The 24,459-nt window shown below is 69.7% G+C and carries 28 protein-coding genes, 1 tRNA gene and 1 riboswitch; of the genes, 9 read left to right on the top strand and 20 right to left on the bottom strand.

Annotated features, from left to right (window positions below; all coding sequences use genetic code 11):
• Positions 1–9 precede the first annotated feature (9 nt).
• A riboswitch (guanidine-III (ykkC-III) riboswitch) is annotated at positions 10–77 on the bottom strand.
• Positions 78–130: 53 nt separating this feature from the next.
• Positions 131–487 (bottom strand): co-chaperone GroES, encoded by a 357-nt coding sequence (locus tag ACIPTO_RS11730; protein WP_328831163.1) that lies wholly within the window; start codon positions 485–487, stop codon positions 131–133.
• 77 nt (positions 488–564) lie between these two features.
• A complete protein-coding gene (locus ACIPTO_RS11725; RefSeq protein ID WP_328831162.1) occupies positions 565–903 on the bottom strand; it encodes a DUF3618 domain-containing protein in 339 nt (112 codons plus the stop codon).
• A gap of 94 nt (positions 904–997) precedes the next feature.
• Between ACIPTO_RS11725 and bcp the strand changes: the two genes are divergently transcribed.
• Positions 998–1,465: a thioredoxin-dependent thiol peroxidase gene (bcp, locus tag ACIPTO_RS11720; protein WP_366313021.1), complete on the top strand. Its 468-nt coding sequence runs from the start codon at positions 998–1,000 to the stop codon at positions 1,463–1,465.
• Between the two features lie 12 nt (positions 1,466–1,477).
• Here bcp and ACIPTO_RS11715 read toward each other — a convergent pair whose 3' ends face one another.
• Positions 1,478–2,053 carry a GNAT family N-acetyltransferase gene (locus ACIPTO_RS11715; RefSeq protein ID WP_401191011.1) on the bottom strand — a complete coding sequence of 192 codons (576 nt, stop codon included), beginning with the start codon at positions 2,051–2,053 and terminating at the stop codon, positions 1,478–1,480.
• A 140-nt stretch (positions 2,054–2,193) separates the two neighbouring features.
• Here ACIPTO_RS11715 and ACIPTO_RS11710 point away from each other — a divergent pair.
• A tRNA-Leu gene (locus tag ACIPTO_RS11710) sits at positions 2,194–2,268 on the top strand.
• Positions 2,269–2,317: 49 nt separating this feature from the next.
• Here ACIPTO_RS11710 and rdgB read toward each other — a convergent pair.
• The 4 genes from rdgB to ACIPTO_RS11690 all read right to left on the bottom strand — a co-directional run bounded on the left by rdgB (position 2,318) and on the right by ACIPTO_RS11690 (position 4,670).
• Positions 2,318–2,920, bottom strand: a complete 603-nt coding sequence (rdgB, locus tag ACIPTO_RS11705; RefSeq protein ID WP_401191009.1) for an RdgB/HAM1 family non-canonical purine NTP pyrophosphatase — start codon at positions 2,918–2,920, stop codon at positions 2,318–2,320.
• 70 nt (positions 2,921–2,990) lie between these two features.
• Positions 2,991–3,401: a hypothetical protein gene (locus tag ACIPTO_RS11700; protein WP_366313013.1), complete on the bottom strand. Its 411-nt coding sequence runs from the start codon at positions 3,399–3,401 to the stop codon at positions 2,991–2,993.
• Between the two features lie 142 nt (positions 3,402–3,543).
• On the bottom strand, positions 3,544–4,281 hold the full coding sequence (gene rph, locus ACIPTO_RS11695; protein WP_366313011.1) for a ribonuclease PH: 738 nt from the start codon (positions 4,279–4,281) through the stop codon (positions 3,544–3,546).
• 119 nt (positions 4,282–4,400) lie between these two features.
• The gene (locus ACIPTO_RS11690) at positions 4,401–4,670 is read right to left on the bottom strand and encodes a PTS glucose/sucrose transporter subunit IIB (protein WP_366314426.1); all 270 of its coding nucleotides are present in this window, start codon (positions 4,668–4,670) and stop codon (positions 4,401–4,403) included.
• A gap of 106 nt (positions 4,671–4,776) precedes the next feature.
• On the opposite strand from ACIPTO_RS11690, the gene ACIPTO_RS11685 reads away from it, so the two are divergent.
• Together ACIPTO_RS11685 and ACIPTO_RS11680 are read left to right on the top strand one after the other, a co-directional pair.
• Positions 4,777–6,069: a PTS transporter subunit EIIC gene (locus ACIPTO_RS11685; RefSeq protein ID WP_401191007.1), complete on the top strand. Its 1,293-nt coding sequence runs from the start codon at positions 4,777–4,779 to the stop codon at positions 6,067–6,069.
• Positions 6,070–6,249: 180 nt separating this feature from the next.
• Complete coding sequence (locus ACIPTO_RS11680; protein WP_366313007.1) at positions 6,250–7,500, top strand: PTS transporter subunit EIIC; 1,251 nt, start codon at positions 6,250–6,252, stop codon at positions 7,498–7,500.
• Positions 7,501–7,590: 90 nt separating this feature from the next.
• Here the strand turns inward: ACIPTO_RS11680 and ACIPTO_RS11675 are convergent, their stop codons facing one another.
• A complete protein-coding gene (locus ACIPTO_RS11675; protein WP_366313005.1) occupies positions 7,591–8,343 on the bottom strand; it encodes an MBL fold metallo-hydrolase in 753 nt (250 codons plus the stop codon).
• Between the two features lie 214 nt (positions 8,344–8,557).
• Here ACIPTO_RS11675 and ACIPTO_RS11670 point away from each other — a divergent pair, with 214 nt between their 5' ends.
• On the top strand, positions 8,558–8,977 hold the full coding sequence (locus tag ACIPTO_RS11670; protein WP_401191005.1) for a type II toxin-antitoxin system PemK/MazF family toxin: 420 nt from the start codon (positions 8,558–8,560) through the stop codon (positions 8,975–8,977).
• Positions 8,978–9,070: 93 nt separating this feature from the next.
• Here ACIPTO_RS11670 and ACIPTO_RS11665 read toward each other — a convergent pair whose 3' ends face one another.
• From ACIPTO_RS11665 to clpS, 7 genes are all read right to left on the bottom strand, one after another.
• A complete protein-coding gene (locus ACIPTO_RS11665) occupies positions 9,071–10,021 on the bottom strand; it encodes a PLP-dependent cysteine synthase family protein (protein WP_401191003.1) in 951 nt (316 codons plus the stop codon).
• 6 nt (positions 10,022–10,027) lie between these two features.
• Positions 10,028–10,306: a MoaD/ThiS family protein gene (locus ACIPTO_RS11660; protein ID WP_266769135.1), complete on the bottom strand. Its 279-nt coding sequence runs from the start codon at positions 10,304–10,306 to the stop codon at positions 10,028–10,030.
• 103 nt (positions 10,307–10,409) lie between these two features.
• Entirely contained in the window at positions 10,410–10,505 is a 96-nt protein-coding gene (locus ACIPTO_RS11655; protein ID WP_323185335.1) for a putative leader peptide, read from the bottom strand.
• A 90-nt stretch (positions 10,506–10,595) separates the two neighbouring features.
• Positions 10,596–11,024: a M67 family metallopeptidase gene (locus ACIPTO_RS11650; RefSeq protein WP_366312997.1), complete on the bottom strand. Its 429-nt coding sequence runs from the start codon at positions 11,022–11,024 to the stop codon at positions 10,596–10,598.
• 95 nt (positions 11,025–11,119) lie between these two features.
• Positions 11,120–12,544 carry an amino acid permease gene (locus ACIPTO_RS11645; RefSeq protein ID WP_401191000.1) on the bottom strand — a complete coding sequence of 475 codons (1,425 nt, stop codon included), beginning with the start codon at positions 12,542–12,544 and terminating at the stop codon, positions 11,120–11,122.
• 297 nt (positions 12,545–12,841) lie between these two features.
• Positions 12,842–13,447: a DUF2017 domain-containing protein gene (locus ACIPTO_RS11640; RefSeq protein ID WP_401190998.1), complete on the bottom strand. Its 606-nt coding sequence runs from the start codon at positions 13,445–13,447 to the stop codon at positions 12,842–12,844.
• A 12-nt stretch (positions 13,448–13,459) separates the two neighbouring features.
• Entirely contained in the window at positions 13,460–13,777 is a 318-nt protein-coding gene (gene clpS / locus ACIPTO_RS11635) for an ATP-dependent Clp protease adapter ClpS (RefSeq protein WP_366312991.1), read from the bottom strand.
• 160 nt (positions 13,778–13,937) lie between these two features.
• Between clpS and ACIPTO_RS11630 the strand changes: the two genes are divergently transcribed.
• Together ACIPTO_RS11630 and ACIPTO_RS11625 are read left to right on the top strand one after the other, a co-directional pair.
• Positions 13,938–15,284 carry a nicotinate phosphoribosyltransferase gene (locus ACIPTO_RS11630; protein ID WP_401190996.1) on the top strand — a complete coding sequence of 449 codons (1,347 nt, stop codon included), beginning with the start codon at positions 13,938–13,940 and terminating at the stop codon, positions 15,282–15,284.
• A gap of 86 nt (positions 15,285–15,370) precedes the next feature.
• Positions 15,371–15,955: a nicotinamidase gene (locus tag ACIPTO_RS11625; RefSeq protein ID WP_401190994.1), complete on the top strand. Its 585-nt coding sequence runs from the start codon at positions 15,371–15,373 to the stop codon at positions 15,953–15,955.
• A 529-nt stretch (positions 15,956–16,484) separates the two neighbouring features.
• On the opposite strand, the gene ACIPTO_RS11620 is transcribed toward ACIPTO_RS11625, so the two are convergent.
• Positions 16,485–16,838, bottom strand: coding sequence for a hypothetical protein (locus tag ACIPTO_RS11620; protein ID WP_366314424.1), 354 nt, complete (start codon positions 16,836–16,838; stop codon positions 16,485–16,487).
• Between the two features lie 145 nt (positions 16,839–16,983).
• A complete protein-coding gene (locus tag ACIPTO_RS11615) occupies positions 16,984–19,326 on the bottom strand; it encodes an immune inhibitor A domain-containing protein (RefSeq protein WP_401190992.1) in 2,343 nt (780 codons plus the stop codon).
• 435 nt (positions 19,327–19,761) lie between these two features.
• Here ACIPTO_RS11615 and ACIPTO_RS11610 point away from each other — a divergent pair, with 435 nt between their 5' ends.
• Positions 19,762–20,079 (top strand): hypothetical protein, encoded by a 318-nt coding sequence (locus ACIPTO_RS11610; protein ID WP_366312983.1) that lies wholly within the window; start codon positions 19,762–19,764, stop codon positions 20,077–20,079.
• A 114-nt stretch (positions 20,080–20,193) separates the two neighbouring features.
• On the opposite strand, the gene ACIPTO_RS11605 is transcribed toward ACIPTO_RS11610, so the two are convergent.
• Both ACIPTO_RS11605 and ACIPTO_RS11600 read right to left on the bottom strand, forming a co-directional pair.
• Positions 20,194–20,832, bottom strand: a complete 639-nt coding sequence (locus ACIPTO_RS11605; protein WP_366312981.1) for an RDD family protein — start codon at positions 20,830–20,832, stop codon at positions 20,194–20,196.
• 89 nt (positions 20,833–20,921) lie between these two features.
• Positions 20,922–22,256 (bottom strand): RDD family protein, encoded by a 1,335-nt coding sequence (locus tag ACIPTO_RS11600; RefSeq protein ID WP_401190989.1) that lies wholly within the window; start codon positions 22,254–22,256, stop codon positions 20,922–20,924.
• 264 nt (positions 22,257–22,520) lie between these two features.
• Here ACIPTO_RS11600 and ACIPTO_RS11595 point away from each other — a divergent pair, with 264 nt between their 5' ends.
• Positions 22,521–22,994, top strand: a complete 474-nt coding sequence (locus tag ACIPTO_RS11595) for an SsgA family sporulation/cell division regulator (RefSeq protein WP_266769148.1) — start codon at positions 22,521–22,523, stop codon at positions 22,992–22,994.
• A 16-nt stretch (positions 22,995–23,010) separates the two neighbouring features.
• Here ACIPTO_RS11595 and ACIPTO_RS11590 read toward each other — a convergent pair whose 3' ends face one another.
• Entirely contained in the window at positions 23,011–24,417 is a 1,407-nt protein-coding gene (locus ACIPTO_RS11590; RefSeq protein ID WP_401190987.1) for an FAD-binding oxidoreductase, read from the bottom strand.
• Between the last annotated feature and the right edge of the window lie 42 nt (positions 24,418–24,459).

Genomic DNA, 24,459 nt, shown 5'->3' with positions numbered 1-24,459 from the left:
ACTGACGGCAGTGCGTCGTCTTTGCGTGTCCCCCGGTACGGCGCGTCTCGTCGGGCTGCTTCCCAACGTAGCAAAGGAACGGCAAAAGGGGCTGGTGACGATGGTCACCAGCCCCTTCGGCGCTCGCTTCCTACAGATACAGCCCGGTCGAGTCCTCGGACCCCTCGAACCGGTCCGCGGCGACCGCGTGCAGATCCCGCTCCCGCATCAGGACGTAGGCCACCCCGCGCACCTCGACCTCGGCACGGTCCTCGGGGTCGTACAGCACCCGGTCACCCGGCTCCACCGTCCGCACGTTCTGCCCCACGGCGACCACGTCGGCCCAGGCCAGCCGGCGCCCCACGGCCGCCGTCGCGGGAATCAGGATCCCGCCACCCGAACGCCGCTCGCCCTCGCTCTTGTCCTGACGCACGAGCACACGGTCGTGCAGCATCCGGATGGGCAGCTTGTCGTTCTGGGTGCTCTGCTCGTCTCTCTTGGCGCTCACGCCCACGAACCTACCTGCCCAAGGCCCGTCCGTACGCGGCCGGGTGGCCCCGGAACCGGCCCCGTCCCGCCACCGCGTCAGCGCCTGCGACGCCGGGAGCCGAGGACGAACAGGCCGACGACACCGACGGCGACCAGCGCGACGGGGACGATCCGCTCGATCCGCGGGGCGCCCTCCTCGTCCACGAACTGGCCCCTGACATCGCTCACGACGCGGTTGACACCGACGTACGCCCTGCCGAGGGTGTGGTCGATGTTCGACGCGACCTTGGCCTTCGCGTCGCCCACGATGGTCTTCGGGTGCACCCGCACCCCGATCTCGTCGAGCGTGTCGGCCAGGACATCGCGGCGGCGCTTGATGTCCGCCTCGATCTGCGCCGGCGTTCTGGTGTCCGGCGTGTTCGACGTGTCCGTCACCGTACGGCCTCCGAAGTCTGCTGGTACTTGTGTCGCACAGTCTGTCAGCTCTCGGGCGGAGTGCACTGTCAGCACCCCCGGTTACGCTAGCGCGATGAGTGAACGACTCCAGCCCGGGGACGTTGCCCCCGCCTTCACGCTGCCCGACGCCGACGGCCACGAGGTGTCCCTCGCCGACCACAAGGGCCGCAAGGTCATCGTCTACTTCTACCCGGCGGCCCTGACCCCCGGCTGCACCAAGCAGGCCTGCGACTTCACGGACAACCTGGAGCTGCTGACCGGCGCCGGGTACGACGTCATCGGCATCTCCCCCGACCAGCCGGAGAAGCTCGCCAAGTTCCGCGAGAAGGAGAACCTCAAGGTCACCCTCCTCGCGGACCCCGACAAGACGGTCCTCGACGCGTACGCGGCCTTCGGCGAGAAGAAGAACTACGGCAAGACGTACATGGGCGTGATCCGCTCCACGATCGTCGTCGACGAGGCCGGCAAGGTCGAGCACGCGCTGTACAACGTGCGGGCGACCGGCCACGTGGCGAAGATCATCAAGGACCTGGGCATCTGAGACTCCAGGCCCCTAGACCCCGCCCACCCCGCCCGTCCTTCCCGCCCCTCCATACCTGAACGAGATCCACACATCGGGAGGCAGGCCGACCCGCCCGGGCACCGGCCTGCGCTCCTCGCCCCACTCCCCCGGGGCCAGCTCCTCACCCACCCGCCGCCAGAACGCCACGGCCCCCGGATTGCCGTCCTGGAACGCGACCTCCCACTCCCCCGGACACCGCGCGACGACGTCCCGCACGGCCCGCATCCCGACGCCACCCCGCCGGGCACCGCGCACGACAAAGAAACTGTTGAGCACCCGGGTGGGCCCCGCGATCCCCCGCACGAACGCGAACCCGACGGGCCGGTCGCCGCGGAGGAAGAGATACGGCGCCCAGTCGGCATCCCCGGAGAACGCCGACTCCAGCCGCTCACTGCGGAACGAGCCGTCCGGATCGGGCAGTTGAGGCTCCCCACCGCTCCCGAACTCCGACATGTCGTGCCGGAACATCAGCCAGAGACGTTCGACGGTGGGGCGGTCGGCGGGGGTCGCCGGTCGAACATGCACCGGCGGGGGCGAGGTCGTGGACGAGGCTGCGAATGAGGTCATGAAAAAAGCCTCCCGGGCGGACAACCGGAGGGAGAACCTGCGGTACCTGTGCCTGTCCTGTCACAGCCAGACGTAGACCTTCGCGAATCGATCTCCGCGTACGGCCTCGCAGGGCCGCACAGTAGAGTAGGCAGCGCTGTGGGCCCGTACCCCAGCTGGCTAGAGGGCGCCGGTTTAGGTCCGGTGTGTCGTGGGTTCGAGTCCCACCGGGCCCACTTCACGAAGGGCGCGCCACGGACTCCGGAACGCGCCCTTCGACGTGTCTCAGCCCAGCAACTCCCGAATCACCGGCACCAGTGCCCGGAACGCCTTCCCCCGGTGGCTGATCGTGTTCTTCTCGTCCGGTGTGAGTTCCGCGCAGGTTCGGGTCTCGCCCTCGGGCTGGAGGATCGGGTCGTAGCCGAAGCCGTTGGTGCCTGCCGGGGTGGTGCGGAGGGTGCCGCGCAGCTGGCCCTCGACCACTCGTTCCGTGCCGTCGGGCAGCGCCAGGGCCGCCGCGCACGCGAAGTGGGCGCCCCGGTGTTCGTCCGCGATGTCCGACAGCTGGGCCAGGAGCAGGTCCAGGTTGGCCTGGTCGTCGCCGTGGGTGCCGGACCAGCGGGCCGAGAAGATGCCGGGCGCGCCGTTCAGCACGTCCACGCAGAGGCCGGAGTCGTCGGCGACCGCCGGGAGACCCGTCGCCCGGGCCAGGGCGTGGGCCTTCAACAGGGCGTTCTCCGCGAAGGTGACGCCTGTCTCCTTGACGTCCGGGATGTCGGGGTACGACTCCGCGCCGACGAGCTCGTGGGGCAGGCCCGCGTCGGTGAGGATCGACCTCAGTTCGGTGATTTTCCCGGCGTTGCGGGTGGCGAGGATCAGGCGTGTCATGCCGTCCAGTATCCCGGCCGCCTCCGCGCGCTCGAGCGAGTCCCCCGGCACGGGCCCAACTCCCGTTCCCTTACGACGTGCACACCTTCGTCAGCTCTCCCGCCGCGTCCGTCACCGGGCTGATGTCAGGCGTGTTGTCGCCGTTCCTCACCGCCGTGCGGACGTTGTCGACGGCCTCGCGGAGGTGGTCCACCGCCTTGTTGACGTCGGCGTTGTCCGTCTTGTCGCCGATCTTGTCGAGGTCCTTCTCGATGGAGTTGAGGGACGTGTCGGTCTGGGTGGGGTCGTTCGCCGCGTTCTCCACGGCCTGTTGGAGGCCGGTGACGCTGTCGGCGATGGTGTCGGCGGTCTGGACGCAGTCGATGGCCTTGTCGACGGCGTCGCAGCCGGTGGTGAGTCCGGCGGTCAGGCCGATCACGGCCGCGCCCACGGCCAGGGCGGTCCGGCGACGGCTGCTGCGGCTTCGTCGGCTTGCGGCCATGGTTTCGGTGCCTCCCCCTGGGGTGGCCTCGGCGGCCGGCCCCGTATCCGTTCCGTATGCGTAGGGACGCGGGGACGGGCCGCCGGGTTGCCCCGGCGGCCCGCCTCTCTTGGTACGCCCTTTACCTGCCCGATCCAGCTTCCTACTTCTCCAGCGTGGCCTCAAGTGCCGTGCGCTGTACGGCGGTCAGGTCCGCGCAGCCGGCGACCGCGAGGTCGAGGAGGGCGTTGAGTTCGTCGCGCGCGAAGGGCTCGGCCTCGGCGGTGCCCTGGACCTCGACGAAGCGGCCGTCGCCGGTGCAGACGACGTTCATGTCGGTCTCGGCGCGGACGTCCTCCTCGTAGCAGAGGTCCAGGAGCGGGACTCCGCCGACGATGCCGACCGAGACCGCGGAGACGGTTCCGGTGAGGGGCTGGCGGCCGGCCTTGACGAGCTTCCGGCCCTGGGCCCAGGCGACCGCGTCGGCCAGCGCGACGTACGCGCCGGTGATGGCCGCCGTACGGGTGCCACCGTCGGCCTGGAGGACGTCGCAGTCGAGGACGACGGTGTTCTCGCCGAGGGCCTTGTAGTCGATGACCGCGCGCAGCGAGCGGCCGATGAGGCGGCTGATCTCGTGGGTGCGGCCGCCGATCTTGCCGCGGACGGATTCGCGGTCGCCGCGGGTGTTGGTGGCGCGGGGCAGCATGGAGTACTCCGCGGTGACCCAGCCCTCGCCGCTGCCCTTGCGCCAGCGGGGGACGCCTTCGGTGACGGAGGCGGTGCAGAAGACCTTCGTGTCGCCGAAGGAGACGAGGACGGAGCCCTCGGCGTGCTTGCTCCAGCCGCGTTCGATGGTGACGGGGCGGAGCTGTTCGGGGGTGCGGCCGTCGATTCGAGACATGGCGATGAGCCTAGTGGTTGGCGGGGAGGGGGTGGACGGCGAAGGGGTGGTCGCGGAAGGGGCTCCTCCCGGGTGGGAGGAGCCCCTCAGTACGCGAAGCCGGGGATGGTCCCCCTGCTTCACATCATGTCTTCGATGTCCGCCGCGATCGGGTCGGCGTCGGTGCCGATGACGACCTGGATGGCCGTGCCCATCTTGACGACGCCGTGGGCGCCGGCGGCCTTCAGGGCGGCGTCGTCGACGAGCGACGGGTCCTTCACCTCGGTGCGCAGGCGGGTGATGCAGCCCTCGACCTCTTCGATGTTGTCGATGCCGCCCAGCCCGGCAACGATCTTCTCAGCCTTGGTGGCCATGTTGTTCTCTCCCTGATCCGAACCGCTTTGTCGCAGTAACCCACAGTTGGCCCAGCTTCGCGAGCGGTCATGTCCGGCGTGCCGAATGATGGTGAACGATCACGTCGCCAACTGGTCTACACCACATTACCGAGGGGCGTCCATGAGTGCCGACAGTGCCGCCACCCGTCCTGGGCGCAGCTATTGGAGCACCCTGTTCCAGGGGTTGCAGAAGATGGGCCGCAGCCTCCAACTGCCCATCGCCGTACTGCCGGCCGCCGGCATCCTCAACCGGCTGGGGCAGCCGGACGTGTTCGGGGACGACGGCCTCGGGTGGACCAACGTCTCGAAGGTGATGGCGGGTGCGGGCGGCGCGCTGCTGGACGGGCAGCTCGGGCTGCCGCTGCTGTTCTGCGTGGGTGTCGCGATCGGGATGGCGAAGAAGTCCGACGGGTCGACGGCACTGGCGGGACTCGTCGGCTTCCTCGTCTACTACAACGTGCTGCGTCAGTTCCCGAAGGACTGCACGGGCGGTACGAACGTGGTGCCGGGCATCGGCTGCCAGGCCGCCGATCACTCGGTCTCGGCGTTCACGTACCAGAATCCCGGGGTGTTCGGCGGGATCGTGCTGGGACTGCTGACCGCGTTCTTCTGGGCGCGGTACCACCGGACGAAGCTGGTGGACTGGCTCGGCTTCTTCAACGGGCGGCGGCTGGTGCCGATCATCATGTCGTTCGTGGCGATCGCGGTCGCGGCGTTGGCGCTGTGGGTGTGGCCGCCGATCGGCACCGGGCTGGAGCACTTCAGCGACTGGCTGAGCGCGCGGGGTGCGCTGGGCGCGGGGGTGTTCGGGCTCGCCAACCGGGCGCTGCTGGTCGTGGGGCTGCACCAGTTCCTGAACGTGCCCATCTGGTTCCAGTTCGGCAGTTACACGAAGCCGGACGGGACGGTGGTGCACGGTGACATCAACATGTTCCTGGCGGGTGACCCGCACGCGGGGCAGTTCACCTCGGGCTTCTTCCCCATCATGATGTTCGCGCTGCCGGCGGCGGCGCTCGCGATCGCACACTGCGCGCGGCCGGAGCGGCGCAAGGAGGTGGGCGGGCTGATGCTGTCGGTGGCGCTCACGTCGTTCGTGACGGGTATCACCGAGCCGATCGAGTACTCGTTCCTGTTCATCGCGCCGGTGCTCTACGCGATCCACGCGGTGCTGACCGGGGTGTCGATGGCGGTGACGTGGGGGCTCGGGGTGCACGACGGTTTCAGCTTCTCGGCGGGGCTGATCGACTACGCGATCAACTGGAACCTGGCGACGAAGCCGTGGGCGATCATTCCGATCGGGCTGTGTTTCGCGGCGGTGTACTACGTCGTCTTCCGGTTCGCGATCACGAGGTTCGATCTGAAGACGCCGGGGCGGGAGCCGGAGGGCGAGCGCGAGGACGTCACAAAAGCCTGACGGAGCAAGGGAGTTGGGCCCTCGGACCGCTGGTCCGGGGGCCTTTTGGCGTGCGGGCGGCCGTGTACGTGGCGTAGCGATCCGGTCGCAGATTCAGCGGGTTCCTTTATGCGGACTTCATCTGCTACAACAGGTCTACACCACTGAGTGGTGTAGACCACCACCCGATGGAGGAAGTCCATGAGCACTGCCACCGCGCCAACGGCGGCACCCACAAAGAAGTGGGGATCCGGCCTGTTCCAGGGCCTGCAGAAGATCGGCCGCAGCCTACAGCTCCCGATCGCTGTGCTTCCGGCGGCGGGCATCCTGCTCCGGTTCGGTCAGGCAGACATCCACGACAAGCTGCACCTCCCGGACAAGGTGACGGCTGTCTTCGCCACCGCCGGTGGCGCGATCTTCGACAACCTGCCGCTCCTGTTCTGCATAGGTGTCGCGATCGGCTTCGCCAAGAAGTCCGACGGCTCCACCGCACTCGCCGCGCTCGTCGGCTTCCTCGTCTACAGCAATGTGCTCAAGGCCTTCCCCGTCACCGAGGCGCAGATCCTGAAGGGCGCCGACGTACCGGCGACCTACAACAACCCCGGTGTCCTCGGCGGCATCATCATGGGGCTGCTCTCCGCGGTGCTGTGGCAGCGGTTCCACCGGACGAAGCTGGTCGACTGGCTCGGCTTCTTCAACGGCCGCCGGCTCGTCCCGATCATCATGGCGTTCGTCGGCACGATCATGGGTGTCTTCTTCGGCCTCGTCTGGAAGCCGATCGGCGAGGGCATCTCGAACTTCGGTGAGTGGATCACCGGTCTCGGCGCCTTCGGTGCCGGTCTGTTCGGTCTGATCAACCGCGGTCTGATCCCGGTCGGCATGCACCAGTTCGTCAACTCGGTGGCCTGGTTCCAGATCGGCGACTTCAAGAACTCCGCCGGTACGGTCGTCCACGGCGACCTGACCCGCTTCTTCGCCGGTGACCCGTCCGCCGGACAGTTCATGTCGGGCTTCTTCCCCATCATGATGTTCGGCCTCCCGGCCGCCGCGCTCGCCATCGCGCACACCGCCCGCCCGGAGCGCCGCAAGGCCGTCACCGGCATGATGATCTCGCTCGCGCTGACGTCCTTCGTGACCGGTGTGACCGAGCCCATCGAGTTCTCGTTCATGTTCATCGCCCCGATCCTGTACGCGATCCACGCGGTGCTGACGGCCCTGTCCATGGCGATCACCTGGGCCCTCGGCGTGCACGCCGGCTTCACCTTCTCCGCGGGCTTCATCGACTACGCCCTCAACTGGAACCTCGCCACCAAGCCCTGGCTGATCATCCCGATCGGTCTGGTCTTCGGCGCGGTCTACTACTTCGTCTTCCGCTTCGCGATCACCAAGTGGAACCTCCCCACCCCGGGCCGCGAGCCCGAGGAGGAGGTCGAGGACCTCACCAAGGCGTGACCCCCGCGCCGTGAGACCGGCATGACGAAGGCCCCCGGCACCGAAAGGTGCCGGGGGCCTTCGTCCGCGGAGGACCGGGTGCGCGGAGGACTAGATGTCGTACGACGCTCTCGGCGCCGCCAGTTCCACCGGGCCCGCGTAGGTCTCCCGTGCGTCGGCCAGGTTGGTCTGGGGGTCGGTCCACGGGGGGATGTGGGTCAGCACCAGGCGTCTGGCCCCCGCCCTGGTCGCCGTCTCGCCGGCCTCGCGGCCGTTGAGGTGCAGGTCGGGGATGTTCTCCTTGCCGTGGGTGAACGCGGCCTCGCACAGGAACAGGTCGGTGTCCCGGGCGAGTTCGTCGAGGGACTCGCTGACGCCCGTGTCGCCGGAGTACGTCAGGGACCGCCCGCCGTGCTCGACGCGGATACCGTACGCCTCGACGGGGTGGCGGACCCGCTCGGTGTGCACCGTGAAGGGACCGACGTCGAACGTGGACGGCTTCACCGTGTGGAAGTCGAAGACCTCGCTCATCGAGGACGCGGTGGGGGTGTCGGCGTAGGCCGTGGTCAGACGGTGTTCGGTGCCCTCGGGGCCGTAGACCGGGATGGGGTCGCAACGGCCGCCGTCGTGGCGGTAGTAGCGCGCGACGAAGTACGCGCACATGTCGATGCAGTGGTCGGCGTGCAGATGGCTGAGGAAGATCGCGTCGAGGTCGTAGAGACCGCAGTGGCGCTGCAGCTCGCCGAGGGCGCCGTTGCCCATGTCGAGGAGCAGCCGGAAGCCGTCGGCCTCTACGAGGTAGCTCGAACAGGCCGATTCCGCGGACGGGAACGACCCCGAGCAGCCGACGACGGTGAGCTTCATAAAGCAGAAACCTCCGCTGGCGGGAACTTCTGGAGTGGGGTGACGGGGGTCGTGCGGTCCGTCGAGCGTAAGGCGCAAAAGGGCCGGTCGCTCCTCCGCCAAGGGCTGTTGTGGGGCAACTCACCTGTGGTGTCACCGGTTCGGCTGGAACCGGGGCGTGTGGGGTGTGGGATGGGGCGCGCGGCTTCGTTTGCGCGCCGGTACGGTCGTTCGCATGAACACGTACTGGTGGCTCGGGCTCGCGGCGGTGGTGCTGCTGGCACTGATCGCGACGCTGGTCGACGGGTGGGGGCGGGGGTCGTCCCGGCGGGCGCGGGGGGACCGGCCCCGGCCCGCGGAGATCTGGTGGGCGAACGTGCCCTACGAGGACCGGCCCGGGACGGCCAAGGACCGGCCCTGTCTGGTGCTGGCGGTGCGGGGGCGGAAGGTCACCGTCGCGAAGATCACCAGCAAGAACCACGAGGAGCGGGGCGGGGTCATTCCGCTGCCGCCGGGCGCCGTCGACGATGCGCGGGGGCGGGCCAGCTATCTGGAGACCGGTGAGGTGCGGAAGGTGGCCGTGTCCGACTTCCGGCGGAAGGTCGGGGTGGTGGACCCGGTCCTGTGGGATCAGGTCCGTCACCTCAGCGGCTGACTGCTGTCCGTCGGGGCGGGTCCGACGCGACCGGTCGCGCCCACGCGGCGGAGCCGCACATCGATACGGCCCCGCGCCCGCGCGGGGTGCCGGTCACGCCCAGAGCTGGCCCTGGAGGGTCGCGATCGCTTCCTCCGTCGTCGTCGCCGTGTAGACGCCCGTCGACAGGTACTTCCATCCGCCGTCCGCCACCACGAAGGCGATGTCCGCGGACTCCCCCGCCGCCACGGCCTTCCTGCCGACGCCGATGGCCGCGTGGAGGGCCGCGCCGGTGGAGACGCCGGCGAAGATGCCCTCCTGCTGGAGGAGTTCGCGGGTCCGGGTGACCGCGTCGGCCGAGCCGACCGAGAAGCGGGTGGTCAGGACCGAGGCGTCGTACAGCTCGGGGACGAAGCCCTCGTCGAGGTTGCGGAGGCCGTAGACCAGGTCGTCGTAGCGGGGTTCGGCGGCGACGATCCTCACGTCCGGCTTGTGCTCGCGGAGGTAGCGGCCCACGCCCATGAGCGTGCCCGTGGTGCCGAGGCCGGCCACGAAGTGGGTGATCGACGGGAGGTCGGTGAGGATCTCCGGGCCCGTCGTCGCGTAGTGGGCGCCCGCGTTGTCCGGGTTGCCGTACTGGTAGAGCATCACCCAGTCGGGATGCTCGGCGGAGAGTTCCTTGGCCACGCGCACGGCGGTGTTGGAACCGCCCGCCGCGGGGCTGGGGATGATCTCCGCGCCCCACATGCCGAGCAGTTCACGGCGTTCCTGCGAGGTGTTCTCGGGCATCACGCAGACCATGCGGTAGCCCTTGAGCTTCGCGGCCATGGCCAGGGAGATGCCGGTGTTGCCCGAGGTCGGTTCGAGGATCGTGCAGCCGGGGGTGAGACGGCCGTCCTTCTCCGCCTGCTCGATCATGTGCAGGGCCGGGCGGTCCTTGACCGAGCCGGTCGGGTTGCGGTCCTCCAGCTTGGCCCAGATGCGGACGTCGGTGGACGGCGAGAGCCGCGGCAGGCGCACCAGAGGGGTGTTGCCCACCGCGGCCAGCGGGGAGTCGTAACGCATCGACGATCAGGCCATGCCGCCGGCGACGGCCGGCAGGATCGTGACGTTGTCGCCGTCCGACAGCTTGGTGTTGATGCCGTCGAGGAAGCGGACGTCCTCGTCGTTCAGGTACACGTTGACGAAGCGGCGCAGTTCGCCGCCGTCCACGATGCGGGCCTGGATGCCCGCGTGCCGGGTCTCGAGGTCGGCGAAGAGCGCGGCGAGGTTCTCACCGGCACCCTCGACGGCCTTCTGGCCGTCGGTGTAGGTGCGGAGGATGGTGGGGATGCGGACCTCGATGGCCATGGCAGAGGGCTCCTGTTCGGAAGCGGAGGGGTCGGTCTCGGTGGGCGCGCGACCCGGGCACGGGCGCGCCGCGGCGCACGGCCGTACGGCGACAGCGCCGGGGTCAACAGATGGCGCTGTTCGACCTGCACAGGTCGACGTGCAGCCGCGCCACGAGCAGCGTGCCCGGCGCCTTGTCGCTCACGTCGAGAAGAACCATGGGCTCATCGTATCGATTCCCGGTCCGGTCCCCGGTAGGGGATCTCACGCTTCGGACGGATTTCATCCGGAGTACGAGATCAGGACCGGATCAGTACGACTCCACCACCGTGACGTCCTCCTCCGTGACCACGCCTTCCAGGATCTGGTACGAGCGGAACTGGAAGGGGCCCGCCTCGTCGGTGTCGGCGGTGGAGACGAGGACGTAGTGGGCGCCGGGTTCGTTGGCGTAGGCGATGTCGGTGCGGGAGGGGTAGGCCTCGGTCGCGGTGTGGGAGTGGTAGATGATCACCGGCTCCTCATCGCGGTCGTCCATCTCGCGGTAGAGCTTGAGCAGGTCCTGCGAGTCGAACTCGTAAAACGTGGGTGAGCGGGCCGCGTTCAGCATCGGGACGAAGCGCTCGGGGCGGCCCTCGCCCACCGGGCCCGCGACGACTCCGCACGCCTCGTCGGGGTGGTCCGCGCGCGCGTGGGCGACGATCTGGTCGAAGAGGGCCTGGGTGAGGGTCAGGGTCGGCATGGTCGTCAGGATAAGCAGAGGGGCCGCCCCGACAGCAGAGGGGCCGCCCCGTACCGAGTGGTGGTACGGGGCGGCCCACATGGTGGTCCGCGTGGTCAGCCGACCTTCTCGAACTCCGCGTCGCGGCGCTCGGTGATCCGCGGGTTGCGGGCCTTGAGGGCGAACCAGCCCGCGGCCAGGGCGACGGCCCAGCCGGCCATGACGTAGAGACAGACCCGGGAGTCGCGGTCGTAGGCGATGAGGCCGGTGACGAAGAGGAGGAAGGCGATGGCGATCCAGCTGCACTTCGCGCCGCCGGGGGCCGGGAAGGACGAGGCCGGGAGGCGGCCCGCGTCGACGGCGCGGCGGTAGAGGACGTGGCTGATCAGGATCATCAGCCAGGTCCAGATGCCGGCGGCGGTGGCCACCGAGGTGACGTAGCCGAACGCCTTCTCCGGGACGACGTAGTTGAGGACGACGCCGATGCCCATGAAGGCGACGGAGATCGTGATGCCGGTCGCCGGGGTCCTGGAGGCGGACAGCCTGCTGAAGGCCTTCGGGGCCTCGCCGTTGTCCGCGAGGGTGCGGAGCATGCGGCCCGTGGAGTACATGCCCGAGTTGCAGGACGAGAGGGCCGCCGTGAGGACCACGAAGTTGACGATCCCGGCGCCCGCCGGGATGCCGATCTTCGCGAAGGCCTCGACGAACGGGCTGACGCCGGGGGCGAACTCGGTCCACTTCACGACGCAGAGGATGACGGTGAGGGCGCCGACGTAGAAGAGCGCGATGCGCCAGGGGAGGGTGTTGATCGCCTTGGGGAGGGTCTTCTCCGGGTTCTCGGACTCGCCCGCGGTGACGCCGACCAGTTCGACGGCGAGGTAGGCGAACATCACGCCCTGGAGGGTCATCAGGGAGGAGCCGATGCCCTTGGGGAAGAAGCCGTCGAACTGCCAGAGGTTGGCGACGGAGGCGGTGTCACCGGCGCTGCTGAAACCGAAGGTGAGGACGCCGAGGCCGATCACGATCATGCCGATCAGGGCGGTGACCTTGACCATCGAGAACCAGAACTCGATCTCGCCGAACAGCTTCACCGAGATCAGGTTGGCCACGAAGAGGACGACCAGGAAGGCGAGCGCGGTCACCCATTGGGAGACGGCGGGGAACCAGTAGTTGACGTAGATGGCGGCGGCCGTGAGTTCGGCCATGCCGGTGACCACCCACATCAGCCAGTACGTCCAGGCGGTGAAGTAGCCGAAGAACGGGCCGAGGAATTCGCGCGAGTACTCCGCGAAAGAGCCCGACACCGGGCGGTACAGGAGCAGTTCGCCCAGGGCCCGCATGATGAAGAAGATGATCAGGCCCGCGAGGGCGTACATGAGGATGAGACTGGGGCCGGCCTTGGCGATGTTCGCCCCGGCTCCCAGGAAGAGGCCGACGCCGACGGCGCCGCCGATCGCGATCATCTGGACCTGACGGCTGCCGAGCCCGCGCTCGTACCCCTCCTCGGGGGTTTTGTCCGTCTCGACCTGAGCGGAGGTCATGTGTGGTGCGCCTTTCTCCGAATCCCCCCGTGAACTGGAGCTGCCCGGCCGAGGTCCGTCGGCCGTACGGCGAACCCGGCGGGACATGGGTGGCGTCCGCCGGGCGGTCGTGAAGATCTATCACGGTCGTGCCGGAGATCATCGGCGGAGTTTGTGGCGCACGCCACAGGAAGAAGCGGACAAAATTCGGCCGGGGCGGCAATCCCGGCCGCCGCGGTGACCTCATCGTTATGCGGATTTGAGCGTCCGCTGAGCGAACACGGAATCGTCACATATCGCGGCCCGAGGCCGGACACATCACCGCATAAGGGTCGAGACGAGGGTCTCCTGAAGCCCGCCCAGCCAGAGGTACGCCATCACCATCGGCTTGCGCGGATCCTCGTCCGGGAGCCGGTAGAGGTCGTCGGTGTCGTCCTCGTCGGTGATGTCGAGGCGTGAACCGATCGCCAGGCGTAGGTCGTTGAGCGCGCCGAGCCACTGCCGGGACTCCGCGGCGCTGAGCTTGAGGATCGCGCCGCCGTCACCCGCCGGGGTCAGCGCGTCCAGGGTGCGGACCACCGCGAGGGCGTTCTCCCGCTTGCCCGCGCGCAGGTCGTTCTCGGTGAAGCGGCGGAACTCGGCGGAGTGCGCCATCCGCTCCTCCGCGTCCTGCGGGGAGTCGGGGGCCTGCTCCGGGTCCGTGTAGGCGTCCGGGAACAGGCGCCGGAGCACCGGGTCGGCGGGCGGCTCGCTCGGGCCCTCGGCGAAGAGCTCCGCGAGGGGGTCGTCGGGGGCGTCCTCGCCCGGTCCCGGGCCGATCAGCTCCAGGAGCTGCACGGCCAGGGAGCGGATGATGGAGATCTCGACGTCGTCGAGCGCGACGGCCGCGCCGCCGCCGTGGAGCGGTTCGAAGTGTCCTGGCATCGGGATGGGTCGCTACTTCCGGTCCTGCTGGAGGGTGGCCCACAGACCGTAGCCGTGCATCGCCTGCACGTCGCGTTCCATCTCCTCGCGGCTTCCGCTGGAGACGACCGCGCGGCCCTTGTGGTGGACGTCCATCATGAGCTTGGTGGCCTTGTCCTTGGAGTAGCCGAAGTAGGTCTGGAAGACGTACGCGACGTAGCTCATGAGGTTGACCGGGTCGTTGTGCACGATCGTGACCCAGGGGACGTCGGGCTCGGGTACGGCGAAGACCTCCTCCGCCGGCTCGGTCCGTTCGATCTCCAGGGGTGCGGGTGACGTCACACGGCCCATGCTGCCACCAGAAGGGGGCCTCCGCACAAATGGACCCCACAAATCGTCAGAGTGACGAGATGGGAGTACCATCCATCGTCATGCGGCACATACCGGGGGACAACCCCCGGACCCCGGCGCACGCTCGGGGCACCCGGAACATCACGACCAGGAGAGTTCAGTGGACGTAGCGGACCTTGGGCTGCCGGTGGACGTTCCCTCGACGGCGCTCTTCACCGACCACTACGAGCTGACGATGCTGCAGGCCGCCCTCAAGGCGGGGACGGCGGACCGGCGTTCGGTCTTCGAGGTCTTCACCCGGCGACTGCCCGAAGGACGGCGCTACGGCGTCGTCGCGGGCACCGGACGCGTCCTGGACGCGGTGGAGAACTTCCGCTTCGACGCGGACGTCCTCGGCTTCCTGCGCGAGCACGACGTCGTCAACGAGGAGACCCTGGAATGGCTCGCCGCCTACCGCTTCAGCGGTGACGTCTGGGGCTACCCGGAGGGCGAGGTCTACTTCCCCGGCTCGCCGATCATGCGCGTCGAGGGCTCGTTCGCCGAGTGCGTGCTCCTGGAGACGGTGATCCTCTCCATCCTCAACCACGACTCCGCGATCGCCGCCGCCGCCTCCCGCATGGCCTCCGCCGCCGGCGACCGCCCGCTCATCGAGATGGGCGCCCGCCGCACCCACGAGCTGGCCGCCGTCGCCGCCTCACGCGCCGCCTACGTCGGCGGCTTCGCCACCACCTCCGACCTCGCGGCCGGCTTCCGCTACGGCATCCCGACCGTCGGCACCTCCGCGCACGCCTTCACCCTGCTCCACGACAACGAACGCGACGCGTTCCAGGCCCAGGTGGACTCCCTGGGCCGCAACACCACCCTGCTCGTCGACACCTACGACGTCACCGAAGCCGTCCGCACGGCGGTCGAGGTCGCCGGTCCCGAACTCGGCGCCGTCCGCATCGACTCCGGCGACCTGCTGCTCGTCGCGCACCGGGTGCGGCAGCAGCTGGACGAGCTGGGCGCCGTCAACACGAAGATCGTGGTCACCTCCGACCTGGACGAGTACGCCATCGCCTCGCTGGCGGCGGCGCCGGTCGACGCGTACGGCGTCGGCACCCAGCTGGTGACCGGCTCCGGGCACCCGACCTGCTCGATGGTCTACAAGCTGGTGGCCCGCGCCGAGTCCGCCGACCCGAAGGCGCCGCTGGTGCCGGTCGCGAAGAAGTCCAGCGGCGGCAAGACGTCCATCGGCGGGCGCAAGTGGGCCGCGCGGCGCCTCGACGGCGACGGGTTCGCCGAGGCCGAGGTCGTCGGCACCGGACCGGTCCCGCCGGAGTTCGCCGACCGGCAGCTGCTCGTCGAACTGGTCAAGGACGGCGAGGTCGTCGCCCGCGAACCGCTGGACGTCGTACGCGACCGGCATGCCGTCGCCCGTGCCAACCTGCCGCTGTCGGCGACCCAGTTGTCGCGCGGGGAGGCCGTGATCCCGACGGAGTACGTGCAGCTGCGGTCGGGTAGTTAAGACCCGCACGAAAATCAGGGGTGCGCCCTCCCGCAGTACCGCCGAAGTCTCTAGGCTCGAACCTCACACCGTCAAAGGACACCACCATGCGCCGCGCCTTGATCGTCGTCGACGTGCAGAACGACTTCTGCGAGGGAGGCAGCCTCGCGGTGTCCGGCGGCGCGGACGTGGCCGCCGCCGTGACCGAGCTGATCGGGCAGGCGCCCGCCGGGTACCGGCACGTCGTCGCCACCCGCGATCACCACATCGCGCCCGGCGGGCACTTCGCCGACAACCCCGACTACGCGCACTCCTGGCCCGCGCACTGTGTCGCCGGTACGGAGGGAGTCGGCTTCCACCCGAACTTCGCGCCCGCGGTGGCCTCCGGGGCGATCGACGCCGTGTTCGACAAGGGGGCGTACGCGGCCGCCTACAGCGGGTTCGAGGGGCAGGACGAGAACGGGGTCCTGCTCGGGGAGTGGTTGCGGGCGCGGGGGATCGACGAGGTGGATGTGGTCGGGATCGCCACCGACCACTGTGTGAAGGCGACGGCGTTGGATGCGGTGCGGGAAGGGTTTCGTACGCAGGTGTTGCTGGATCTGACGGCCGGGGTGGCCAAGGAGACGACGGACCGAGCGCTGGATGAACTCCGTTCAGCAGGAGTAACCCTGACCGGCAAGCCGGTCGTCTAGCCCCGCTCCCCCGTCCACCTGCGGCCCGGTGGGGGCTGGTCGCGCAGTTCCCCGCGCCCCTGAAAGGCCGGGTTGTGATGCGACTGCGGCCCGGTGGGGCTTCTCGCGCAGTTCCCCGCGCCCCTAGAAAAGCCGGTCGTGTCTTGTCTGCGGGGCCGTAGGGGCTGGTCGCGCAGTTCCTCGCGCCCCTAAAAGGCCGGGTTGTCATGTGGCTGCGGGCCGGTGGGGGTTCTCGCGCAGTTCCCCGCGCCCCTAAAAAAGCGGGTCGTGTCTTGTCTGCGGGGCCGTGGGGAAATGCGGCGTCAGCCGCATCTGAAGGGGCGCGGGGAACTGCGCGACCAGCACCCACCGAGCCCGCACACAACACACAACCCGATTTCCAAGGGGCGCGGGGAACTGCGCGACCAACCCCCACCGGGCCCGCGCACGACATACAACCCCGTTTTTCAGGGGCGCGGGGAACTGCGCGAGGAGCTTCAGTCGGGGCCGTGGGCTGCGCACAACCCGGTGGCAGAGAGGCGCGGGGCGATTACGTCGAGGCGGCCGGGCGGCGGAGGAGCGCCTTGATCGGGTGCCACAGTTCCTGCGGCAGCTCACGGCCCGGGACGACGACAGCGTTGTCAGGCGGAGGGGCCGCGCGCCATATCAGCCCGTCCGGGTGGTGCAGGACGGCCGTGATCTCGTCCGGCGTGGGCGGCTCCGCGTTGCCCCGCAGGTAGACGGCCCGCATCCCGAGGTTGCGGAGTCGAGTCAGCGCCCGGGCGCGGTTGCGTGCGTGGACGAGCACGCGGACGCAGCCGTCACCCTGGGCGCTGGGTCTGGGCAGGTTCAACGCCACCACCACGCTGCCGGTCGGCAGCTTGCAGAAACCTCCTGCGGACAATGCGGTCACACCCCCTGGCGGGTCGGATTCGGTACCGGTCGGTGCCGGTGTCAATAAGCCAAGCACAGGACGCACCTAAACACGTATCGGCGGCGACCCGCCAGGGGGTCACCGCCGATACCTGTCTGACCTGCGCTTTTACCGACTACTTCGCCGAGGGGCCGACCTGGAGGCTCACCGTCGAGCCGTCGTGCGCCTCCTTGACGATCTTGATCCGGGTGTTGGTGTCAGTGATCTTGACACCGGCTGTCGGGTTCGACGTGTCGTAGTAGGTCGACCGGCCGTCGTCGAAGACGGGGACGCCTGGCTGCGACTTCACCTTGGTCGCGACGTCGGCGTTGTGCAGCGTCATGCCGTCGGTCCGGTCCAGGCCGAACGGCGAGTCGTAGGCCTGGACGCGGTTGCGCATCAGCGTGCCGTTGGACCACTTCAGCTGCGTCGGGTGGGAGTCGATCGGCAGGATCAGACCCGTGCCGGGGTGCTCGCTGGTGTTGTCGTCCGCCTGCGAGGTGTCCCACTTCCAGATCAACAGGCCGTTCTGGTAGGCGTAGTGCTCCACCCAGTCCGGACGGGTCGCCGAGAAGCCGAAGTTGTACGGGCCGACCTTCAACGTCTTGTCGTACGACACGTATTGACGGTTCTCGGCGATGTAGTACTGCGGGTAGTCGGCCGTGAAGGACGCCCCGATGCGGGAGAAGCCGTCGGCGGTCCAGGCCGGGTCGGCGGACTCGGCGTTGTCGGAGAAGAGGGTCGCGCCGTCGGCGGTCACCGTGATCTCGTCGGCCGCGAAGCCCTTCTGGGCGACCCCGCTGTCCGTCTGGTAGCGGAAGCGGACGTCGATCTTCTGGCCCGCGTAGGCGTCGAGCGGGTACGTCAGCTTCTGGTAGGCCGCCGCGGTGCCGGTGAGGGCCGGGTTGCCGCTGCCGTCACGCGGGATGGCGGAGCCGTCGGCCAGCTTGCCGTCGATCGGGGTCCAGCTGGTGCCGCCGTTCGTGGACACCTCGGTGTAGAGGAAGTCGTAGTCGGCCTCGATGTCGTAGTAGCCGTCGAGGGTGAGGGCGGCGGACGTCTTGCCCGTCAGGTCCACCGAACGGGACAGGGTGTTGCTGAGGCTGTTGCCGCTGCCGCTCCACCACTGCGTGACGCCCTGTGCCGGCGTGACGACGTCGGTGGTGACCGCCTTCTCGGGCAACTGCACCACGAGGGCCTGCGGGTTCCTGGTGTTGTACTCCGCGACGCCCAGCGTGTGCTTCGACTTGGCGCCGGCCTTGGCGATGTCGTAGTCCAGCCAGCCGAGTTGGAGCTTGTCCCAGGCGTTCAGGTCGCCGGGCAGGTCGCCGATGGCCTCCTTGCCGGTGCCGAGCCAGGAGCCGGACGACATGAGCGTCCAGAAGCCGGTGGAGTTCTCGCCGCCCGCGGTGTCGTACTCGTCGGGCAGGCCGAGGTCGTGGCCGTACTCGTGGGCGTAGACGCCGAGTCCGCCGTTCTCCGGCTGGATGGTGTAGTCGCCGACCCAGATGCCGGTGTCGCCGACCTGGGTGCCGCCGAGCTTGTTGGTGTCCGGGCCGGTGGAGCCGGCGTCGGTGCCGAAGGCGTACCAGCGGTGGGCCCAGATCGCGTCCTCGCCCTGGGCGCCGCCGCCGGCGGACTCGTCCTCACCGGCGTGCACGATCTGGAAGTGGTCGATGTAGCCGTCGGGCTCGTTGAAGTTGCCGTCGCCGTCGTAGTCGTAGCGGTCCCACTGGTCGAACTGGGCCAGCTCCGTCTTGATCTCGGCGGCCGTGTCGCCGGCGGCCTCGCGCTGGGCGACCCAGGCGTTGACGCCGTCCTGGACGGCGTACCAGGCGCCGGTGGCGGCGTCGTTGGAGCCGTAACGGGCCTCGTTGTAGGGGACCTTGACCCAGTCGGTGACCTCGCCGTCGACCGAGTAGCGGCCCGAGGACTGCTTCTCGTAGTACTTCTTGAGCGACTCGGTCTTCTTGCCGGTGCCGAAGTACAGGTCCTGGAAGTGGGCCTGGTTGTAATCCGCCTGCCAGGCCGTGGAGTTGTCCGTCTTGCGGTCGGGCGCGGCTATCTGGTTGTGCAGCGGGCCGACGGTGCCGCCGTAGCGGGGGTCGACCTTGTCGCCGAACTCGACCAGGATCGTGAAGATCTTGTCGGTCTTCTCCCGGCTCAGCTCGACGTACTTGCTCTTGCCGCCCTTGCTCTTGAGCTGGACGACCTGCGAGCCGTTGCGGTCCTTGACCGACGCCTTGCCGGATATGACCTGGTTCAGGGCCTCTTGGCGCTGCGCGTCCTGCGTCTTGCTCAGCGGGCCGTCGAGGTCGTGCTCCTTCTGTGCGACCGGTGCCGGGTCGTGCCGGTCCACAGCGACGGGCCGGGCCGAGGTGCTGGCCTCCGCCACGGCGAACGTCGAGAACGTGGCGGTGGCCGCCGCGAGGGCCACGCCCACCGCGGCTGCTCTGAACGTCCAGGGTCTGCTGGTCACTTGAGGTCCTCCCCTGCGCACCCGTACCGCGCGGAAGGGGGGTCCTGGAAGTCATGGAAGGTCCGCGCGCGGTGTACGCGTGATAGTCAAGTGCCGTTATTTGACTAGAGGTTTACGAGAAAAGACAGACCTTGACTTGAGCAGGACAAGTGCACTATGCGAAGCGGGGGTCCGCTTTGCGGACACGCACGGCCGACTCGAGTCTCGCTCAACGGGCGCGTACATCCGTCCACTTGGTGGACGGTATGACTCCGTGCGCCCCCCATGCACCGGAGCTGTGTGTTAGGTCATGCTTACTGCACGTTCCACTCGGGCATGCAGCCGAATAGAGTCGACTGGCGGAACGTCCGGAACCGGCGGAAACCCAGGCCGACAACGTAGTCGCACCCCCCTTTTCACAGCTCCCCTCCATTCCCTAACGAGGACTCGATTGCCATGCCTCGTCCGACTGCTGCACAGCTCGCCTACGGTTCATGCACCGTGATCTTCTCGACGCTCGCCATGCTGCTGCTGTCACAGACGAACTCGGGTCTGGGCATCGCGGTCATCGCATGCGCGGCGCTCGCCCTCGGACTGCTCGTCTCCCTGACGGTGGCGCAGCCGAAGACCAGGGCCGCGGCGGCCCAGGCCGCCGGGCGGACCGCGACACCCGCCTCCGTACCCCCGCCGCGGGTCCCGGTGTCGGTCCGGCGGGAGACCGTCTCCGCCGCCGTCTCCGCCGCGGAGCCCGTACGGGAGCGGAGCACTCCCTAGACCAAGCCCAGGGCCGTGTGCCGCCTCCGCCAAACGAATCGGCGGGTCCGTGGAGACACGGACCCGCCGATTCGCTGTGCGCACACCGCGCTCGTCCCACCGCTCACGTCACCGTCACCGCGTGCTGACCACCACGGTCTTGGCCGCCTTGTCGTGCAGGCCCTGCTTGTACGGCTTGTCGAAGAAGCTCCAGCCGCCGCAGATCGCCGTCCAGATGCAGGCGCAGCAGAACGCGAACGGGATCCACAGCACCGCCGCCCGGATCAGGTTGGTCTGCACGGAGGGCGTCGAGCCGTTGTCGAGGTTGGCCACCCGCAGGCCCAGCCACTTCTTGCCCAGCGTCTGCCCCGACTTGGCCGTCATCACGGTGTCGTAGCCGATGTAGAGCACGGCCGCGGTGAGCGACTGGCCGAGGGACTTGGCGTAGGACATGTGGTCGGAGTTGACGTCGTACTCGTGCACTCCGAAGGCCCAGGTCAGCAGCCATACGAGGATGCCGACGAGGATCAGGTCGATGATCCGGGCGAGGGTGCGCCGGCCGCTCTCGGCGAGCGGGGGCATGCCGGCCAGCGGGTCGGTGGGGTAGGAGCCGCCGCCGTAGGGGTCGCCGCCACCGCCGCCGTACGGAGGGGGCTGGTTCCCGTAGGACTGGTCGTACGGTGAGCCCGATCCCTGGCCAGGAGGGGGCTGCTTCCTGAACGGGTCGTCTTCCGGCGGCTGCTGGCCGGAGCCCGGAGGCGGTTCGGTGCTCATGGCCCGAGTCGACCGCGAACCGTCGGGCTCCGCATCCGGCGAGCGGCCGTCCGGGGTACGGAATCAGCTACCCCGGACGCGGTAGGCCCCTATGCCGCTACGAACGTATGGGCCGCCTTGTCGTGCCAGCACTGGTGCCAGGGCCGGTCGAACAGGCACCAGACGACGCCGACGACGCCGATGCCGAGCAGCCCCGGGACGCTGTACACCAGCCAGCGGCGCAGCGCCCCGCCGAAGCCGGGCGGCTGGTGGCTCTCGATGCCGCGCACCTCGATCCCGCACAGCTTCTTGCCGAGGGTGCGGCCCCACCTGCCGGTGGGCAGCGCCTCGTAGAGGACGCCGAAGAGGAGGAGCACGGCGAGGACGATGCCCAGGTAGAGGGACGTGGTGCCGTCCAGCAGCCAGACCGTCTCGGTCCGGCCGGAGAGCTTGGCCGCGTCGATCTTCCCGTCGATGTGGTCGGCGGCCTTCGTGCCCAGCGGCACGGCGGCGACCGCGGTGACCGCGCCGAGCACGACGGTGTCGATCAGCCGGGCGACCAGCCGCCGGCCGAGCCCGGCGGGCCGCGCCGCCGACTGCCGCCGGGCCGCCGCCTGGAACACGTCCTCCACGGGCGGCTTCCAGGGCGCCACGGGCCCGTCCTCGTCCCCGGCCAGCCGATGCACCTGCTGCGCCCAGGACGGCTGCCCGCCACCGGCACCGGGGGCCATGGGAGTCGCCACGGCTGCCCCCTGCGGCTGCGCGGGACCGGGCTGCGACGGCACGCCGGGGGCGGACTGCGGGGGCCCGGAGAGGGCCGTGGGAGCGGCGGGGGCGGGGGCCGGAGTGCCGGTGCCCGCCTGGGCCGCCTGGGCCTGTGCGGCGCGCGCGGCGGCGGCCTTTCCGGCGCCGAAGCCGGGGCCGGAGGGGTCGGGCGCGGAGGCCGAGCCCCCTGCCGCGGCGCCCTGGTGAGGTGTGCGCGGGGCCGGGCGGCGGAACGTGGTCGTGCCCTCGTCGGCGACCGGGGGCGGGCCGTCCGTGCCCGGGGCGTGCGCCGGGGGGTCCGCGGGGACTCTCGGGTCCTGGCCCGTTCTCGGGTCCGGGGCGCCCCAGGAGATGCGGCGGTCCTGGTCGGTGCCGAAGCCGGACTGGTGAGCGCGGTCCGCGCCCCAGGCCGCGGCCGGTTCGGGGCGGCTGCCGTGCTGGGCGTCCGCCGGGTGGACGGGCGCCGGGTCCTCGTCGAAGAAGTGCGGGCCGGTCTCCTCGACGGACTGGTCCGGGCCGCCCGGCGCGGCGAGCGGCCGTCCGTCCGACGGCGCCGGGCGGCTGGTGCCGGGCACCCAGGCCGCGCCGTTCCAGTACCGGACGTATCCAGGAATGGACGGGTCCGGGTAGTACCCCTCGCGGGGCCTGTCGTCACCGGGTGCCGGGGTTGGGGCGCTCATGTCCGTCGTCCCGTATCTGCTCGGAGGTCAAAAGGGGTGTCCACATTTATCAGACCCGCACCACCGCCACTGCCCGTCCCGCCGGACCCACTCCGATCCGGGCAAGCTCGTGCACGAGTCCACACGCCCCGAAGCCCCCCGAAGCCTTCGTGACGCGGCGCGGAAAAAAAAGATTCCCGAAGTCGCGTAATGCTCGCGCCCGCACGCCCTCTCCACTCGTACGGACCCACCGCGGGGCCCGGTCAGCGAGAGGAGACACACGCCATGCACACAGTCGTGGAGCGGGAGTTGGAGCTCAAGCTCATCCTGTCCCCGGAGCGGAGCATTCCGGTCCCGGCCCGGCTCAGCTACCGCACGGACGATCCCTACGCCGTCCACATCGCCTTCCACATCACCTCCGAGCAGCCCGTGAACTGGACGTTCGCCCGTGAACTCCTCGTCGAGGGCGTGTTCCGGCCGTGCGGGCACGGGGACGTGCGGGTGTGGCCGACGAAGGTGGAGGGGCGCAGTGTCGTCCTGATGGCGCTGAGTTCACCCGACGGCGACGCCCTCCTGGAGGCCCCGGCCGCCCAGGTGTCCGCGTGGCTGGAGCGCACTCTCCGGGTGGTCCCCCCGGGCTCTGAGGCGGAGCAGCTCGGCATCGACGACGGCCTGGCCGAGCTGCTCGCACCGACCCCGGCCGACGACCTGTGGCTGCGCGACCCGTGGCCGTCGGACGAGTCGAAGGACGGGGAGTGAACCGTAGGGAGGAGCGTCAGAACAGCTTGCCCGGGTTGAGGATGCCCAGCGGGTCGAAGGCCGTCTTGACCGCCCGCTGCATCTCCACGCCCACCGGGCCGAGTTCGCGGGCCAGCCACTCCTTCTTGAGGACGCCGACGCCGTGTTCGCCGGTGATGGTGCCGCCGAGTTCCAGGCCGAGCGCCATGATCTCGTCGAAGGACTCACGGGCGCGCCGGGACTCGTCGGCGTCCTGCGCGTCGAAGCAGACGGTGGGATGCGTGTTGCCGTCGCCCGCGTGCGCGCAGACGCCGATCGTCAGCCCGTACTTGGCGCCGATCCGCTCCACCCCTTCGAGCATCTCGCCGAGCCGCGACCGGGGCACGCACACGTCGTCGATCATCGTCGTGCCCTTGACCGCCTCCAGCGCCGTGAGCGACAACCGCCGCGCCTGGAGCAGCAGTTCGGATTCGGCGGCGTCCTCGGCGGGCACCACCTGGGTGGCTCCGGCCGCCTCGCAGAGCGCTCCCACGGCGGCCAGGTCGGCGGCCGGGTCCGCCGTGTCGAAGGCGGCGAGCAGCAGCGCCTCGGTGGTCTCGGGCAGTCCCATGTGGGCGAGGTCGTTGACGGCCTTGACGGTCGTACGGTCCATCAGTTCGAGGAGGGACGGCACGTGGCCGCCCGCCATGATCCGGCACACGGCGTCGCACGCGGCCGACGCGGAGGCGAACTCGGCCGCCAGGACGAGCTGTTGCGGCGGCTGCGGCTTCAGCGCGAGGACCGCCTTCACCACGATCCCGAGCGAGCCCTCCGACCCGACGAACAGCCGGGTCAGGTCGTACCCGGCGACCCCCTTCGCCGTCCGCCGTCCGGTGCTCATCAGCCGTCCGTCGGCGAGGACGACGTCCAGGCCGAGGACGTACTCGGCCGTCACCCCGTACTTCACGCAGCACAGCCCGCCGGACGCGGTGCCGATGTTGCCGCCGATCGTGCACGTCTCCCAACTGGAGGGATCCGGCGGGTAGTAGAGCCCGTGTTCGTTGACCGCGCGGGAGAGCGCCGCGTTGACGACGCCCGGCTCGACGACCGCGATGCGGTCGACCGGGCTGATCTCCAGGACGCGGTCCATCCTGACGAGGGACAGCACGATGCAGCCCTCGGACGCGTTGGCCGCGCCCGACAGGCCGGTGCGGGCGCCCTGCGGGACGACCGGGAGGCGCAGTTCGGTGGCGACGCGCATGACGTGCTGGACCTGCTCGACCGTGCGCGGCAGCACCACCACCGCCGGGGTCCCGGACGGGCAGAAGCTCGCCATGTCGTTGGCGTACGAGACCGTGACGTCCGGATCCGTGACGACGGCCTCGGCGGGCAGCCCGGCCAGCAGCCGGTCGAGAAGGGGTCCGGTGTCCTGGTCGCGAGGCGCTTCGATACGGCTCATGATCACAGCGTCGCACTCGCGGCCATCGGTGTGAACCCCGTCCGCGCG

Source organism: Streptomyces sp. NPDC090083, from assembly GCF_044747445.1.
Classification (GTDB): domain Bacteria; phylum Actinomycetota; class Actinomycetes; order Streptomycetales; family Streptomycetaceae; genus Streptomyces.
This window is presented reverse-complemented; position numbering and strand designations above follow the sequence as displayed.

Excerpts from the sequence above, each read along its gene's own strand:
- ACIPTO_RS11640 (WP_401190998.1), bottom strand. The coding sequence starts at position 13,447 with ATGCCAGGACACTTCGAACCGCTCCACGGCGGCGGCGCGGCCGTCGCG.
- ACIPTO_RS11650 (WP_366312997.1), bottom strand. The coding sequence starts at position 11,024 with ATGCCGACCCTGACCCTCACCCAGGCCCTCTTCGACCAGATCGTCGCC.
- ACIPTO_RS11595 (WP_266769148.1), top strand. The coding sequence starts at position 22,521 with ATGCACACAGTCGTGGAGCGGGAGTTGGAGCTCAAGCTCATCCTGTCC.
- ACIPTO_RS11605 (WP_366312981.1), bottom strand. The coding sequence starts at position 20,832 with ATGAGCACCGAACCGCCTCCGGGCTCCGGCCAGCAGCCGCCGGAAGAC.
- ACIPTO_RS11715 (WP_401191011.1), bottom strand. The coding sequence starts at position 2,053 with ATGACCTCATTCGCAGCCTCGTCCACGACCTCGCCCCCGCCGGTGCAT.
- bcp (WP_366313021.1), top strand. The coding sequence starts at position 998 with ATGAGTGAACGACTCCAGCCCGGGGACGTTGCCCCCGCCTTCACGCTG.
- ACIPTO_RS11600 (WP_401190989.1), bottom strand. The coding sequence starts at position 22,256 with ATGAGCGCCCCAACCCCGGCACCCGGTGACGACAGGCCCCGCGAGGGG.
- ACIPTO_RS11685 (WP_401191007.1), top strand. The coding sequence starts at position 4,777 with ATGAGTGCCGACAGTGCCGCCACCCGTCCTGGGCGCAGCTATTGGAGC.
- ACIPTO_RS11665 (WP_401191003.1), bottom strand. The coding sequence starts at position 10,021 with ATGCGTTACGACTCCCCGCTGGCCGCGGTGGGCAACACCCCTCTGGTG.
- ACIPTO_RS11625 (WP_401190994.1), top strand. The coding sequence starts at position 15,371 with ATGCGCCGCGCCTTGATCGTCGTCGACGTGCAGAACGACTTCTGCGAG.
- ACIPTO_RS11700 (WP_366313013.1), bottom strand. The coding sequence starts at position 3,401 with ATGGCCGCAAGCCGACGAAGCCGCAGCAGCCGTCGCCGGACCGCCCTG.
- rph (WP_366313011.1), bottom strand. The coding sequence starts at position 4,281 with ATGTCTCGAATCGACGGCCGCACCCCCGAACAGCTCCGCCCCGTCACC.
- ACIPTO_RS11660 (WP_266769135.1), bottom strand. The coding sequence starts at position 10,306 with ATGGCCATCGAGGTCCGCATCCCCACCATCCTCCGCACCTACACCGAC.
- ACIPTO_RS11645 (WP_401191000.1), bottom strand. The coding sequence starts at position 12,544 with ATGACCTCCGCTCAGGTCGAGACGGACAAAACCCCCGAGGAGGGGTAC.
- ACIPTO_RS11610 (WP_366312983.1), top strand. The coding sequence starts at position 19,762 with ATGCCTCGTCCGACTGCTGCACAGCTCGCCTACGGTTCATGCACCGTG.
- rdgB (WP_401191009.1), bottom strand. The coding sequence starts at position 2,920 with ATGACACGCCTGATCCTCGCCACCCGCAACGCCGGGAAAATCACCGAA.
- ACIPTO_RS11680 (WP_366313007.1), top strand. The coding sequence starts at position 6,250 with ATGAGCACTGCCACCGCGCCAACGGCGGCACCCACAAAGAAGTGGGGA.
- ACIPTO_RS11655 (WP_323185335.1), bottom strand. The coding sequence starts at position 10,505 with ATGGTTCTTCTCGACGTGAGCGACAAGGCGCCGGGCACGCTGCTCGTG.
- ACIPTO_RS11675 (WP_366313005.1), bottom strand. The coding sequence starts at position 8,343 with ATGAAGCTCACCGTCGTCGGCTGCTCGGGGTCGTTCCCGTCCGCGGAA.
- ACIPTO_RS11670 (WP_401191005.1), top strand. The coding sequence starts at position 8,558 with ATGAACACGTACTGGTGGCTCGGGCTCGCGGCGGTGGTGCTGCTGGCA.
- clpS (WP_366312991.1), bottom strand. The coding sequence starts at position 13,777 with ATGGGCCGTGTGACGTCACCCGCACCCCTGGAGATCGAACGGACCGAG.